The sequence below is a fragment of the Salmonella sp. A7 genome (assembly GCF_020181675.1).
Classification (GTDB): Bacteria; Pseudomonadota; Gammaproteobacteria; order Enterobacterales; family Enterobacteriaceae; genus Salmonella; species Salmonella enterica.
The window spans coordinates 1,384,005-1,396,939 of the sequence record NZ_CP084001.1; the positions used below are offsets into that span (position 1 = coordinate 1,384,005).

At 56.2% G+C, this 12,935-nt stretch carries 14 protein-coding genes; 12 read left to right on the forward strand and 2 right to left on the reverse strand.

Annotation, left to right across the window (positions count from 1 at the left end; translation table 11 throughout):
• The first annotated feature begins 59 nt into the window (after positions 1-59).
• From eutH to eutR, 7 genes are read left to right on the forward strand one after another with little or no spacing between them, the layout of a single operon-like run.
• The gene (eutH, locus tag LCS67_RS06550; RefSeq protein ID WP_000512357.1) at positions 60-1,286 is read left to right on the forward strand and encodes an ethanolamine utilization protein EutH; all 1,227 of its coding nucleotides are present in this window, start codon (positions 60-62) and stop codon (positions 1,284-1,286) included.
• Positions 1,283-2,686 carry an ethanolamine ammonia-lyase reactivating factor EutA gene (gene eutA / locus LCS67_RS06555; protein ID WP_100521910.1) on the forward strand — a complete coding sequence of 468 codons (1,404 nt, stop codon included), beginning with the start codon at positions 1,283-1,285 and terminating at the stop codon, positions 2,684-2,686. Before eutH ends, eutA begins: the two co-directional genes overlap by 4 nt.
• A gap of 11 nt (positions 2,687-2,697) precedes the next feature.
• A complete protein-coding gene (gene eutB / locus LCS67_RS06560) occupies positions 2,698-4,059 on the forward strand; it encodes an ethanolamine ammonia-lyase subunit alpha (RefSeq protein WP_000769990.1) in 1,362 nt (453 codons plus the stop codon).
• Positions 4,060-4,077: 18 nt separating this feature from the next.
• Entirely contained in the window at positions 4,078-4,974 is an 897-nt protein-coding gene (eutC, locus tag LCS67_RS06565) for an ethanolamine ammonia-lyase subunit EutC (RefSeq protein ID WP_000372354.1), read from the forward strand.
• A 9-nt stretch (positions 4,975-4,983) separates the two neighbouring features.
• Entirely contained in the window at positions 4,984-5,643 is a 660-nt protein-coding gene (gene eutL, locus LCS67_RS06570) for an ethanolamine utilization microcompartment protein EutL (protein ID WP_001111056.1), read from the forward strand.
• Positions 5,644-5,655: 12 nt separating this feature from the next.
• Positions 5,656-6,150: an ethanolamine utilization microcompartment protein EutK gene (gene eutK / locus LCS67_RS06575; protein WP_000606266.1), complete on the forward strand. Its 495-nt coding sequence runs from the start codon at positions 5,656-5,658 to the stop codon at positions 6,148-6,150.
• A 47-nt stretch (positions 6,151-6,197) separates the two neighbouring features.
• The gene (gene eutR / locus LCS67_RS06580; RefSeq protein WP_080183996.1) at positions 6,198-7,250 is read left to right on the forward strand and encodes an HTH-type transcriptional regulator EutR; all 1,053 of its coding nucleotides are present in this window, start codon (positions 6,198-6,200) and stop codon (positions 7,248-7,250) included.
• Positions 7,251-7,349: 99 nt separating this feature from the next.
• Here eutR and hemF read toward each other — a convergent pair whose 3' ends face one another.
• On the reverse strand, positions 7,350-8,249 hold the full coding sequence (gene hemF / locus LCS67_RS06585; RefSeq protein WP_000801343.1) for an oxygen-dependent coproporphyrinogen oxidase: 900 nt from the start codon (positions 8,247-8,249) through the stop codon (positions 7,350-7,352).
• Between the two features lie 2 nt (positions 8,250-8,251).
• On the reverse strand, positions 8,252-9,121 hold the full coding sequence (gene amiA / locus LCS67_RS06590) for an N-acetylmuramoyl-L-alanine amidase AmiA (RefSeq protein WP_000102880.1): 870 nt from the start codon (positions 9,119-9,121) through the stop codon (positions 8,252-8,254).
• Positions 9,122-9,333: 212 nt separating this feature from the next.
• On the opposite strand from amiA, the gene LCS67_RS06595 reads away from it, so the two are divergent.
• The 5 genes from LCS67_RS06595 to ucpA all read left to right on the forward strand — a co-directional run bounded on the left by LCS67_RS06595 (position 9,334) and on the right by ucpA (position 12,855).
• Positions 9,334-9,759 carry a GNAT family acetyltransferase gene (locus LCS67_RS06595; RefSeq protein WP_000406008.1) on the forward strand — a complete coding sequence of 142 codons (426 nt, stop codon included), beginning with the start codon at positions 9,334-9,336 and terminating at the stop codon, positions 9,757-9,759.
• Complete coding sequence (locus LCS67_RS06600; protein ID WP_000842940.1) at positions 9,746-10,195, forward strand: DUF2919 domain-containing protein; 450 nt, start codon at positions 9,746-9,748, stop codon at positions 10,193-10,195. Before LCS67_RS06595 ends, LCS67_RS06600 begins: the two co-directional genes overlap by 14 nt.
• Before the next feature lie 61 nt (positions 10,196-10,256).
• On the forward strand, positions 10,257-10,832 hold the full coding sequence (locus LCS67_RS06605; RefSeq protein ID WP_000838968.1) for an RpoE-regulated lipoprotein: 576 nt from the start codon (positions 10,257-10,259) through the stop codon (positions 10,830-10,832).
• Between the two features lie 94 nt (positions 10,833-10,926).
• A complete protein-coding gene (gene yfeX, locus LCS67_RS06610; RefSeq protein ID WP_000084583.1) occupies positions 10,927-11,826 on the forward strand; it encodes a porphyrinogen peroxidase in 900 nt (299 codons plus the stop codon).
• A gap of 237 nt (positions 11,827-12,063) precedes the next feature.
• The gene (gene ucpA, locus LCS67_RS06615) at positions 12,064-12,855 is read left to right on the forward strand and encodes an SDR family oxidoreductase UcpA (protein WP_000517460.1); all 792 of its coding nucleotides are present in this window, start codon (positions 12,064-12,066) and stop codon (positions 12,853-12,855) included.
• Positions 12,856-12,935: the final 80 nt, after the last annotated feature.

Consider the following 12,935-nt stretch of genomic DNA (forward strand, 5'->3'; position numbering starts at 1 on the left):
GGAGGCGACGTAAACGTCTTATCCGGCCTACAAATCATAAATGGCAGGGAGTAAGGGCTATGGGAATTAACGAAATCATCATGTACATCATGATGTTCTTTATGCTGATTGCCGCCGTGGACAGAATCCTGTCGCAGTTCGGCGGGTCGGCGCGCTTCCTCGGTAAATTCGGTAAGAGTATTGAGGGGTCTGGCGGCCAGTTTGAAGAGGGCTTTATGGCGATGGGCGCGCTGGGACTGGCGATGGTCGGTATGACCGCGCTGGCGCCGGTGCTGGCGCATGTACTGGGGCCGGTTATTATCCCGGTATACGAAATGCTGGGCGCGAACCCATCCATGTTCGCGGGTACGCTGCTGGCCTGTGATATGGGCGGATTCTTCCTCGCCAAAGAGCTGGCCGGCGGTGATGTCGCGGCGTGGCTATACTCAGGGTTAATACTTGGGTCGATGATGGGGCCGACCATTGTGTTCTCCATTCCGGTGGCGCTCGGCATTATCGAACCGTCTGACCGCCGCTACCTGGCGCTTGGCGTACTCGCGGGTATCGTCACCATTCCCATTGGCTGCATTGCGGGGGGATTGATCGCCATGTACTCAGGCGTGCAGATCAATGGTCAGCCAGTGGAGTTTACCTTCGCGCTGATCCTGATGAACATGATCCCGGTATTGATTGTCGCGGTGCTGGTAGCGCTGGGGCTGAAGTTCATCCCGGAAAAAATGATCAACGGTTTCCAGATTTTCGCCAAATTTCTGGTGGCGCTGATCACCATCGGTCTGGCGGCTGCGGTGATTAAATTCCTGTTGGGCTGGGAGTTGATTCCGGGGCTCGACCCGATCTTTATGGCGCCAGGCGACAAACCTGGCGAAGTGATGCGCGCCATTGAAGTGATCGGCTCTATCTCCTGCGTGCTGCTCGGCGCGTATCCGATGGTGCTGTTACTGACCCGCTGGTTTGAAAAACCGTTGATGAATGTCGGTAAGCTGCTGAACGTAAATAATATTGCGGCGGCAGGCATGGTAGCGACCCTGGCGAACAATATCCCCATGTTCGGCATGATGAAGCAGATGGATACCCGCGGCAAAGTGATTAACTGCGCATTTGCCGTCTCTGCGGCGTTCGCGCTGGGCGACCATTTAGGCTTCGCCGCTGCCAACATGAACGCCATGATCTTCCCGATGATTGTCGGCAAGCTGATCGGCGGCGTGACGGCGATTGGCGTGGCGATGATGCTGGTGCCGAAAGATGACGCCGCCCAGGTGAAAACCGAAGCGGAGGCGCAATCGTGAACACTCGCCAGCTACTGAGCGTCGGTATCGATATCGGCACCACCACCACGCAGGTGATCTTCTCGCGCCTGGAGTTGGTTAACCGTGCGGCGGTGTCGCAGGTGCCGCGCTACGAATTCATCAAACGCGACATTAGCTGGCAAAGCCCGGTCTTCTTTACGCCCGTGGATAAGCAGGGCGGTCTGAAAGAGGCCGAACTTAAAGCGCTGATTCTGGCCCAGTATCAGGCCGCAGGCATCGCGCCTGAATCGGTGGACTCAGGGGCTATCATTATCACCGGCGAAAGCGCCAAAACCCGCAACGTCCGTCCGGCGGTCATGACGCTCTCGCAGTCGCTGGGCGACTTTGTGGTCGCCAGCGCCGGGCCGCATCTGGAATCGGTCATTGCCGGTTACGGCGCCGGAGCGCAAAGCTTGTCTGAGCAGCGGATGTGTCGGGTGTTGAATATTGATATCGGCGGCGGCACGTCTAACTACGCGCTGTTTGACGCGGGAAAAGTCAGCGGCACCGCCTGCCTTAACGTCGGTGGTCGCCTGCTGGAAACCGACGCTCAGGGGCGCGTGGTTTATGCCCATCAGCCGGGGCAGATGATTATCGATGAGGTGTTCGGTTCGGGTACTGATGCTCGCGCCTTAGCTGCCGCACAGTTGGGGCAGGTGGCGCGGCGGATGGCGGATCTCATCGTCGAGGTTATCACCGGCGCGCTCTCGCCGCTGGCGCAATCGCTGATGCAAACCGGGCTACTGCCCGCCGATATTACGCCGGAGGTGATCACCCTTTCCGGTGGGGTAGGTGAATGCTACCGCAACCAACCTGCCGATCCGTTCTGCTTTTCTGATATCGGGCCGCTGCTGGCGACCGCGCTGCATGAGCACCCGCGTCTGCGCGAGATGAACGTGCAGTTTCCGGCGCAAACCGTGCGCGCCACGGTGATTGGCGCTGGGGCCCATACGCTCTCGCTTTCCGGCAGTACTATCTGGCTGGAAGACGTCCAACTGCCGCTGCGCAACCTGCCGGTGGCGATCCCGCAGGATGACGCCGATCTGGTGAACGCCTGGCGGCAGGCGCTTCTCCAGCTTGATCTCGACCCGCAAACCGACGCTTACGTGCTGGCGCTTCCCGCCACGCTCCCGGTGCGTTACGCCGCATTACTCACGGTCATCAACGCGCTGACGGCTTTTGTCGCGCGTTATCCCAATCCATATCCCCTGCTGGTGGTGGCCGAGCAGGATTTTGGTAAAGCGCTGGGCATGTTATTGCGCCCACAGTTACCGCAACTTCCGCTGGCGGTCATCGATGAGGTGGTCGTGCGGGCGGGAGACTATATCGACATTGGTACGCCTCTTTTTGGCGGATCGGTTGTGCCGGTGACGGTGAAATCACTCGCATTTCCTTCCTGAGGGAACGACTTATGAAACTAAAGACCACATTGTTCGGCAATGTTTATCAGTTTAAGGATGTAAAAGAGGTACTGGCTAAAGCCAACGAACTGCGTTCGGGGGATGTGCTGGCCGGGGTTGCCGCGGCAAGTTCGCAGGAGCGCGTAGCGGCAAAACAGGTACTGTCGGAAATGACGGTGGCGGATATCCGCAACAATCCGGTGATTGCCTATGAAGAGGACTGCGTGACGCGCCTGATTCAGGACGACGTCAACGAAACGGCCTATAACCGGATTAAAAACTGGAGCATCAGCGAATTGCGTGAATACGTGCTGAGCGATGAAACCTCCGTGGACGACATCGCGTTTACCCGCAAAGGCCTGACCTCCGAAGTGGTGGCGGCAGTAGCGAAAATCTGCTCCAACGCTGACCTGATCTACGGCGGCAAGAAAATGCCGGTGATCAAAAAAGCCAATACCACCATCGGTATTCCGGGCACTTTTAGCTGCCGTTTGCAGCCGAACGATACCCGTGACGATGTACAGAGTATCGCCGCGCAAATCTACGAAGGGCTTTCTTTCGGCGCGGGCGATGCGGTGATCGGCGTTAACCCGGTGACCGATGACGTGGAGAACCTGACCCGCGTGCTCGACACCGTTTACGGCGTTATCGATAAATTCAATATTCCGACCCAGGGCTGCGTGCTGGCGCATGTCACCACCCAGATTGAAGCGATTCGTCGCGGCGCGCCGGGCGGACTGATTTTCCAAAGCATTTGCGGCAGCGAGAAGGGCTTAAAAGAGTTCGGTGTGGAACTGGCGATGCTCGACGAAGCGCGGGCTGTGGGGGCGGAGTTCAACCGCATCGCCGGGGAAAACTGCCTGTACTTTGAAACCGGGCAAGGGTCTGCGCTCTCTGCTGGCGCGAACTTTGGTGCCGACCAGGTGACGATGGAAGCGCGTAACTACGGGCTGGCTCGCCACTACGATCCGTTCCTGGTGAACACCGTGGTGGGCTTTATCGGGCCGGAATATCTCTACAACGACAGGCAGATTATCCGCGCCGGTCTCGAAGATCACTTTATGGGCAAGCTGAGCGGCATCTCGATGGGCTGCGACTGCTGCTATACCAACCATGCCGACGCCGACCAGAACCTTAACGAAAACCTGATGATTCTGCTCGCCACTGCCGGCTGTAACTACATCATGGGGATGCCGCTCGGCGACGACATCATGCTCAACTACCAGACCACCGCTTTCCACGATACCGCCACCGTCCGTCAGTTGCTGAATTTACGGCCATCGCCGGAGTTTGAACGCTGGCTGGAAACGATGGGCATTATGGCAAACGGTCGTCTGACCAAACGGGCGGGCGATCCGTCACTGTTCTTCTGATGACGCGGGGATAACACCATGGATCAAAAACAGATTGAAGAAATTGTACGTAGCGTGATGGCGTCAATGGGACAGGACGTACCGCAGCCCGTCGCGCCGTCAACGCAGGAAGGCGCAAAGCCGCAGTGCGCCGCGCCGACGGTGACCGAAAGCTGCGCGCTGGATTTAGGTTCTGCGGAGGCAAAAGCCTGGATTGGCGTCGAGAACCCGCATCGTGCGGACGTGCTGACCGAACTGCGTCGCAGTACTGCGGCACGCGTCTGTACGGGTCGTGCCGGGCCGCGTCCACGTACCCAGGCGCTGTTGCGCTTCCTGGCGGATCACTCCCGTTCGAAAGATACCGTGCTCAAAGAAGTGCCGGAAGAGTGGGTAAAAGCGCAAGGGCTGCTGGAAGTGCGTTCGGAAATCAGCGACAAAAACCTGTACCTGACGCGCCCGGATATGGGGCGTCGCCTGAGCCCGGAAGCCATTGACGCGCTGAAGTCGCAGTGCGTGATGAACCCGGATGTGCAGGTAGTGGTCTCCGATGGCCTCTCTACGGATGCGATCACCGCCAACTATGAAGAGATCCTGCCGCCGCTGCTTGCCGGTCTGAAGCAGGCCGGGCTGAACGTCGGCACGCCGTTCTTTGTGCGCTATGGCCGCGTGAAGATTGAAGATCAGATTGGCGAAATTCTTGGCGCGAAGGTCGTCATCCTGCTGGTGGGCGAACGTCCGGGGCTGGGGCAGTCGGAAAGCCTCTCCTGCTACGCCGTCTATTCCCCGCGCGTGGCGACCACCGTCGAGGCCGACAGAACCTGTATTTCAAACATTCATCAGGGGGGGACGCCGCCAGTAGAAGCCGCCGCCGTGATTGTGGATTTGGCCAAACGGATGCTGGAGCAGAAAGCGTCCGGCATCAACATGACCCGTTAAGGAGACATCATGCCTGCATTAGATTTGATTCGACCTTCAGTGACTGCCATGCGCGTGATTGCCTCCGTGAATGACGGCTTTGCGCGGGAACTTAAATTACCGCCACATATCCGTAGCCTCGGACTCATCACGGCAGATTCTGATGATGTGACCTATATTGCCGCTGACGAAGCGACAAAACAGGCGATGGTGGAAGTGGTCTATGGCCGCTCCCTCTATGCCGGGGCGGCTCACGGGCCGTCGCCGACCGCCGGTGAGGTGTTGATTATGCTGGGCGGACCGAACCCGGCGGAAGTGCGCGCCGGTCTGGATGCAATGGTCGCCAGCATTGAAAACGGCGCGGCGTTCCAGTGGGCGAACGATGCGGAAAATACCGCATTCCTGGCGCATGTGGTTTCGCGTACCGGCTCGTACCTCTCGTCTACCGCAGGTATCGCGCTGGGCGATCCAATGGCCTACCTGGTGGCGCCGCCGCTGGAAGCGACATTCGGCATTGACGCGGCGATGAAATCCGCTGACGTTCAGCTGGTGACTTACGTGCCGCCGCCGTCGGAAACCAACTATTCGGCCGCGTTCTTAACGGGAAGCCAGGCCGCGTGTAAAGCCGCCTGCAATGCCTTTACCGACGCCGTGCTGGATATCGCCCGTAACCCTGTCCAGCGTGCGTAACGGAGGCTGCCAATGATCAATGCCCTGGGATTACTGGAAGTGGACGGAATGGTCGCCGCCGTCGATGCGGCGGATGCCATGCTGAAAGCGGCCAACGTTCGTTTGCTCAGTCATCAAGTGCTCGACCCTGGCAGGCTCACGCTGGTGGTGGAGGGCGATCTGGCGGCGTGTCGTGCGGCGCTGGATGCCGGAAGCGCCGCCGCGCAGCGCACAGGCCGTGTGATTAGCCGCAAAGAAATTGGTCGTCCGGAAGAGGACACCCAGTGGCTGATTGGCGGGTTTGCGCGTGCGACAACGCCGACTGAGAAAGCGCCCCAGGTACCCGCAACGCCTGAGTTCGCTGAAGCGTTACTGGCGCTGCTGGCATCAGTACGCCAGGGAATGACGGCGGGAGAGGTTGCCGCGCATTTTGGCTGGCCGCTGGAGCAGGCCAGAAACGTGCTGGAACAACTCTTTTCTGACGGAGCGTTGCGTAAACGCAGTAGTCGCTATCGCATCAAAAATTAATCTGTCGGAGGGCCGGGCGTCCTGGCGGGCGTCCGGCATAGAAGATCATGAAAAAGACCCGTACAGCGAATTTGCACCATCTTTATCATGAAGCGTTACCCGAAGACGTTAAACTTACGCCCAGAGTCGAGGTGGACAATGTTCATCAGCGACGGACGACGGATGTCTATGAACATGCTCTGACTATCACCGCCTGGCAGCAGATCTACGATCAGTTACACCCGGGTAAATTTCATGGCGAGTTCACGGAAATCCTGCTTGATGAGATTCAGGTGTTCCGTGAATACACCGGCCTGGCGCTGCGTCAGTCGTGTCTGGTTTGGCCAAACTCTTTCTGGTTTGGTATTCCGGCGACGCGCGGCGAACAGGGATTTATCGGCGCGCAGGGGCTCGGCAGCGCCGAGATTGCCACCCGACCGGGAGGCACCGAGTTTGAACTGAGCACGCCGGATGATTACACCATTCTGGGCGTCGTTATCTCGGAAGATGTTATTTCCCGTCAGGCCACGTTTTTGCATAACCCGGAAAGGGTGCTGCATATGCTGCGTAACCAGTTAGCGCTGGAGGTAAAAGAGCAGCATAAAGCGGGGCTGTGGGGCTTTGTGCAGCAGGCGCTGGCCACCTTTAGCGAGAGTCCTGAAACCCTGCATCAACCTGCGGTGCGTAAGGTCTTGAGTGATAATTTGTTGCTGGCGATGGGCACGATGCTGGAAGAGGCGAAGCCGATTCATAGCGCCGAAAGCATCAGCCATCAGGGATATCGTAGGCTACTGTCGCGGGCGCGGGAATATGTGCTGGAAAATATGTCGGAGCCGCTGACGGTGCTCGACTTATGTAACCAGCTACACGTAAGCCGTCGCACGCTGCAAAATGCGTTTCACGCCATTTTGGGCATTGGCCCCAATGCGTGGCTGAAACGTATTCGCTTAAACGCAGTACGCCGGGAACTGATTAGCCCGTGGTCGCAGAGCGCCACGGTCAAAGATGCCGCGATGCAGTGGGGATTCTGGCATCTGGGGCAATTTGCTACCGATTATCAGCAATTATTTGCCGAAAAACCGTCGTTGACGCTGCATCAACGGATGCGGCAATGGGCTTGATGGCATTCTTGTGCCGGATGCGACGCTTTGCGTCTTATCCGGCCTACGGGGCGGTGCAGTTGTGGTTGTAGGCCTGATAAGCGTGGCGCTATAAGGCAATTACACCCAGTCGCGTACCTGAATAAACTCGCTCAGCGCCGCTTCCGGGCTACCCGCTTCTGGCTGCCAGTCGTACTCCCAGCGCACCAGCGGCGGCATTGACATCAGGATAGATTCAGTGCGCCCGCCGGTTTGTAGACCAAACAGGGTGCCTCTGTCCCATACCAGATTGAACTCCACGTAGCGCCCGCGGCGATAAAGTTGAAAATTACGCTCCCGCTCGCCCCAGACCATCGCTTTGCGTCGTTCGACAATCGGTAAATACGCCTGGGTGTAGCCGTTACCGACCGCCTGCATAAAGGCGAAGCAGTGGTCGAAATCCGGCGTATTCAAATCGTCAAAAAACAGGCCGCCGATACCGCGTTGTTCGTTGCGGTGTTTGAGGAAAAAGTAGTCGTCGCACCACTTTTTATAGCGCGGATACACATCGTCGCCAAACGGCTGACACAGGTCGCGGGCGGTGCGGTGCCAGTGAACGGCATCCTCTTCAAAGCCGTAGTAGGGCGTTAAATCGAACCCGCCGCCAAACCACCACACCGGATCGGCGCCCGGTTTTTCGGCAATAAAAAAGCGCACGTTAGCATGGCTGGTGGGAATATACGGATTGTGCGGATGCACCACCAGCGATACGCCCATCGCTTCAAAGCTACGCCCGGCCAGCTCTGGCCGATGCGCGGTGGCGGACGCGGGCATCGCATCGCCGTGAACGTGAGAGAAATTAACGCCCGCCTGTTCGAAAATCCCGCCGTTGCGTAATACCCGGCTGCGTCCGCCGCCGCCCGCTTCGCGTCGCCAGCTATCTTCGACAAAGTTTGCGCCATCCACAGCGGATAACGTTTGGCAAATATCATCCTGCAGGCGTAGCAGAAACTGTTTTACGTGATGTGCATCGGGTTTCATGATTACCGTTTCTTCGTGTGTGCTTTCTGATTATCAAACCAGTGAAAATAACTGATGATGCCGTTGGCGATCGCCGTAGCGATTTTCTGGCGAAACGCCGTCGTGCCCAGCAGACGTTCTTCTTCCGGATTGGTAATAAACGAGGTTTCGACCAGTACCGACGGAATTGACGGTGATTTTAGCACCACGAAAGCCGCTTGTTCGGTAGTGCGGCTGTGTAATTTATGTATAGGTTTGATTTTCTTGAGAATATGCGAACCCAGCGTCAGACTGTTTTTAATCGTATCGGTTTGCACCAGATCAAACAAAACTTGTTGTAATAGATGATCCCGGTCAGTGGCTTTTTTACCCGCCACTTCGTCCGCGCGGTTTTCACGCTCGGAGAGATACTTCGCCATGGCGCTACTGGCCCCGCGGTTGGAAAGCGCAAAAACGGAAGCGCCCGCCGCTTTCGGATTGGTAAAACCATCGGCATGAATGGACATAAACAGATCCGCGCCGTGCTTATGGGCGATTTCCACTCGATCGTACAGCGGAATAAAGGTATCCCCTGTCCGGGTTAAACGCGCATCGATTCCGTGATTTCGCAAAATAGCGCGCACGTTTTTGGCAATTGCCAGCACGACGTGTTTTTCCTGAGAACCGTTGCGGCCAATCGCGCCGGTATCGATGCCGCCGTGTCCGGGGTCGAGCATCACCAACCGTTTACTGCCGGTTTTTTTGGTTTTGGGTTTGCTGTGACCATTACTGGTTTTTAGCGTTTCTTCTTTGGCTATTGCGTGCGACATACCTGACAGCGTCAGGGCCGCCAGACCTGTTTTGAGTACCTGGCGGCGCGATGTGAGAGTTTTTAGGAGTTTAAAAGTGCTCATACGGCCTGAGTTGTGAAAATTAAGTTCAAGATGTTATATCGTATCGCGTAATCCGTTACGACGGTTGGTGATGAGAATTGTTTTACTTTTCATTTCAATACGTGACACATCGCCATTATGCCATTTTTTCCGCGACATCGCGTCAGATATTGGCTGAATCAGATGTTTGCGCCATAATCTTGGTTTTTCCACCCGAAAAGGCAACGAATACCATGGAAATACGCGTTTTTCGCCAGGAAGATTTCGAAGAGGTGATCACCCTCTGGGAGCGTTGCGACCTGCTGCGTCCATGGAACGATCCTGAAATGGATATTGAACGCAAGGTGAATCACGATGTCAGCTTGTTCCTCGTTGCGGAAGTTAGCGGCGAAGTTGTCGGTACGGTAATGGGCGGTTATGACGGGCATCGCGGCTCGGCGTATTACCTGGGCGTTCACCCGGAGTTCCGCGGGCGCGGCATTGCGAATGCGTTGCTTAACCGGCTGGAAAAAAAACTCATCGCCCGCGGGTGTCCGAAAATCCAAATTATGGTGCGTGATGATAACGACGTTGTGCTGGGCATGTATGAACGTCTGGGGTATGAGCATTCTGACGCCCTAAGTTTGGGTAAACGCCTGATTGAAGATGAAGAGTACTGAGTTTCATCCAGCCGATTATGATGTACACGGGCGTTTACGCCTGCCGTTTCTGTTCTGGTGCGTACTGCTACTTCAGGCGCGCGCCTGGGTACTCTTTGTCATTGCCGGTTCATCCCGTGGACAGGGTAATACTTTGTTAAACTTTTTTTATCCCGACCATGACAATTTTTGGCTGGGGCTGTTGCCCGGCGTTCCGGCGGTAGTGGCATTTTTACTCAGCGGGCGGCGTGAAGCGGTTCCTGGTGTGTGGCGCTGGCTGCGCGGACTCCTGATCCTTGCTCAACTGGTGTCGTTGTGCTGGCTGCCGGTGATGTGGCTGGGTGGCGACCCGGTCAACGGCGTCGGGCTGGCGCTGCTGCTGGCGGACATCGTCGCGCTGATCTGGCTGTTAACCAATCAACGTTTGCGTGCCTGTTTTTCCCTTGAGAAAGAATAACGGCACTTTTTGGCGAACCCGCACTCCAACCAACGTTAATTAATAAAAGAAAGGAAGTGAGATGAAATCGCTGCGTTTGACTTTACTCGCACTGCCGCTGGCGCTGACCGGCTGCTCAACGCTTTCCTCGGTCAACTGGTCTGCCGCAAATCCATGGAACTGGTTTGGTTCCTCGACAGAAGTCACTGAGCAAGGCGTGGGAGCGCTGACCGCCGCCACGCCGCTGGAAGAGCCGGCTATTGCAGAGGCATTAGATGGCGATTATCGCCTGCGTAGCGGTATGAAAACCGATAACGGTAACGTGGTGCGCTTTTTCGAAGCGATGAAGGGCGACAATGTCGCGATGGTGATCAACGGCGAGCAGGGAACCGTGAGCCGTATTGATGTGCTGGACAGCGATATCCCAACCGCCGCGGGGGGCAAAATCGGTACGCCGTTTAGCGACCTTTACAGCAAAGCGTTTGGTCACTGCGAGCCGGTTTCCAGCGATAGCCATACCAGCGTCGAATGTAAAGCCGAGGGAAGTCAGCATATTAGCTATGTTTTCTCCGGCGAGTGGAGCGGACCGGAAGGCTTAATGCCTCCTGATGACGTCTTAAAAAACTGGGACGTGCGCAAAATTATCTGGCGTCGTTAATTTGCGCCTGAACAAACCGCTTCGCTTAAAAACAAGGTAAAATAGCCTCCATTAATGCCACGACTGCGTGGCATTCTCATTTTCAGGAGGAATCATGTCTCAGGTTCAAAGTGGCATTTTGCCGGAACATTGCCGTGCGGCAATTTGGATTGAAGCCAATGTGAAAGGCGACCTGGACGCCCTGCGCGCGGCCAGCAGAACATTTGCCGATAAACTGGCGACCTTCGAAGTCAAATTTCCGGACGCCCATCTTGGGGCCGTTGTGGCGTTTGGCAACAACACCTGGCGCGCCCTGAGCGGCGGCGTCGGGGCGGAAGAACTGAAAGATTTTATTCCTTATGGTAAAGGGCTGGCGCCGGCCACGCAGTATGACGTGCTGATCCATATCCTTTCCCTGCGCCACGATGTGAATTTTTCTGTTGCCCAGGCGGCGATGGAAGCCTTCGGTGACTGTATCGACGTGAAAGAAGAAGTTCACGGCTTCCGTTGGGTGGAAGAACGCGATCTGAGCGGCTTTGTCGACGGGACAGAGAACCCAGCGGGCGAAGAGACGCGTCGTGAAGTGGCGGTGATCAAAGATGGCGTGGATGCCGGCGGCAGTTATGTGTTCGTGCAGCGTTGGGAACACAATCTCAAGCAACTTAACCGGATGAGTATTCACGATCAGGAGATGATGATCGGGCGTACCAAAGAAGCCAATGAAGAGATTGACGGCGATGCGCGTCCGGCAACGTCTCACCTGAGCCGCGTCGATCTCAAAGAAGATGGCAAAGGGCTGAAGATTGTGCGCCAGAGCCTGCCATACGGCACCGCCAGCGGTACTCATGGTCTCTATTTCTGCGCTTACTGCGCACGCCTGCACAATATCGAACAGCAGCTTCTGAGTATGTTCGGCGATACCGACGGTAAACGCGACGCGATGCTGCGCTTCACCAAACCGGTGACTGGCGGCTACTATTTTGCGCCGTCGCTGGATCGCCTGTTAGCGCTATAAGGTAAAACCCTGTCGGATGGCAGCGCAAACGCTTTATTCGACCTACGATTGGTAGGCCTGATAAGCGCCGCGCCATCAGGCAGAACAGCATAAAAATGCCCATCCCCGCCTCCGCGGGGATTTTTTTACCTAATATTTACCTGAATTAGTGAGCTATTCCTCAGCACTTATTTGTTATTACTGTATTTTCAGTGTTAATGGAGTGTAAGACTCCATATTCAAAAGGAGACATTGAAAATGGGTAAACTCACGGGCAAGACAGCATTGATTACGGGCGCATCGCAGGGCATTGGCGAAGGGATCGCTCGCGTATTCGCACGCCACGGCGCGAACTTAATCTTGCTGGATATCTCCGATGAGATTGAAAAGCTGGCGGATGAGCTGGGCGGGCGCGGGCATCGCTGTACTGCCGTTAAGGCTGACGTCAGAGATTTTGCTTCGGTGCAGGCGGCGGTTGCGCGCGCCAAAGAGACTGAAGGTAGAATTGATATTTTGGTGAATAACGCTGGCGTGTGCCGTCTGGGCAACTTCCTCGATATGAGTGAAGAAGATCGCGATTTCCACATTGATATTAATATTAAAGGTGTCTGGAACGTCACCAAAGCCGTCCTGCCGGAGATGATTAAACGTAAAGATGGCCGCATTGTGATGATGTCTTCCGTCACGGGAGATATGGTGGCGGACCCGGGTGAAACGGCCTATGCGCTGTCAAAAGCCGCCATTGTCGGTTTAACCAAATCGCTGGCGGTGGAGTATGCGCAGTCCGGTATTCGCGTGAATGCCATTTGCCCCGGTTATGTAAGAACGCCGATGGCGGAAAGCATTGCCCGTCAGTCTAATCCTGACGATCCGGAATCGGTATTAACGGAAATGGCAAAAGCCATTCCGCTACGCCGTCTTGCCGATCCGCTGGAAGTAGGGGAACTGGCGGCATTTCTGGCTTCCGATGAGTCCAGCTATCTTACCGGAACGCAAAACGTCATTGATGGCGGCAGTACCCTGCCTGAAAGCGTGAGCGTAGGCGTCTGATTGATGCCGGTCTCCTCCCCGCGCCGCGTGGGGAGGGATTCTCTTATTCCCTTTTCAACTTTCAAATCATCAAACGGTAT

Bases quoted from the DNA above. Each gene is read 5' to 3' on its own strand.
- eutH (WP_000512357.1), top strand. From the start codon at position 60: ATGGGAATTAACGAAATCATCATGTACATCATGATGTTCTTTATGCTG.
- eutB (WP_000769990.1), top strand. From the start codon at position 2,698: ATGAAACTAAAGACCACATTGTTCGGCAATGTTTATCAGTTTAAGGAT.
- eutC (WP_000372354.1), top strand. From the start codon at position 4,078: ATGGATCAAAAACAGATTGAAGAAATTGTACGTAGCGTGATGGCGTCA.
- eutL (WP_001111056.1), top strand. From the start codon at position 4,984: ATGCCTGCATTAGATTTGATTCGACCTTCAGTGACTGCCATGCGCGTG.
- eutK (WP_000606266.1), top strand. From the start codon at position 5,656: ATGATCAATGCCCTGGGATTACTGGAAGTGGACGGAATGGTCGCCGCC.
- eutR (WP_080183996.1), top strand. From the start codon at position 6,198: ATGAAAAAGACCCGTACAGCGAATTTGCACCATCTTTATCATGAAGCG.
- hemF (WP_000801343.1), bottom strand. From the start codon at position 8,249: ATGAAACCCGATGCACATCACGTAAAACAGTTTCTGCTACGCCTGCAG.
- amiA (WP_000102880.1), bottom strand. From the start codon at position 9,121: ATGAGCACTTTTAAACTCCTAAAAACTCTCACATCGCGCCGCCAGGTA.
- LCS67_RS06595 (WP_000406008.1), top strand. From the start codon at position 9,334: ATGGAAATACGCGTTTTTCGCCAGGAAGATTTCGAAGAGGTGATCACC.
- LCS67_RS06600 (WP_000842940.1), top strand. From the start codon at position 9,746: ATGAAGAGTACTGAGTTTCATCCAGCCGATTATGATGTACACGGGCGT.
- LCS67_RS06605 (WP_000838968.1), top strand. From the start codon at position 10,257: ATGAAATCGCTGCGTTTGACTTTACTCGCACTGCCGCTGGCGCTGACC.
- yfeX (WP_000084583.1), top strand. From the start codon at position 10,927: ATGTCTCAGGTTCAAAGTGGCATTTTGCCGGAACATTGCCGTGCGGCA.
- ucpA (WP_000517460.1), top strand. From the start codon at position 12,064: ATGGGTAAACTCACGGGCAAGACAGCATTGATTACGGGCGCATCGCAG.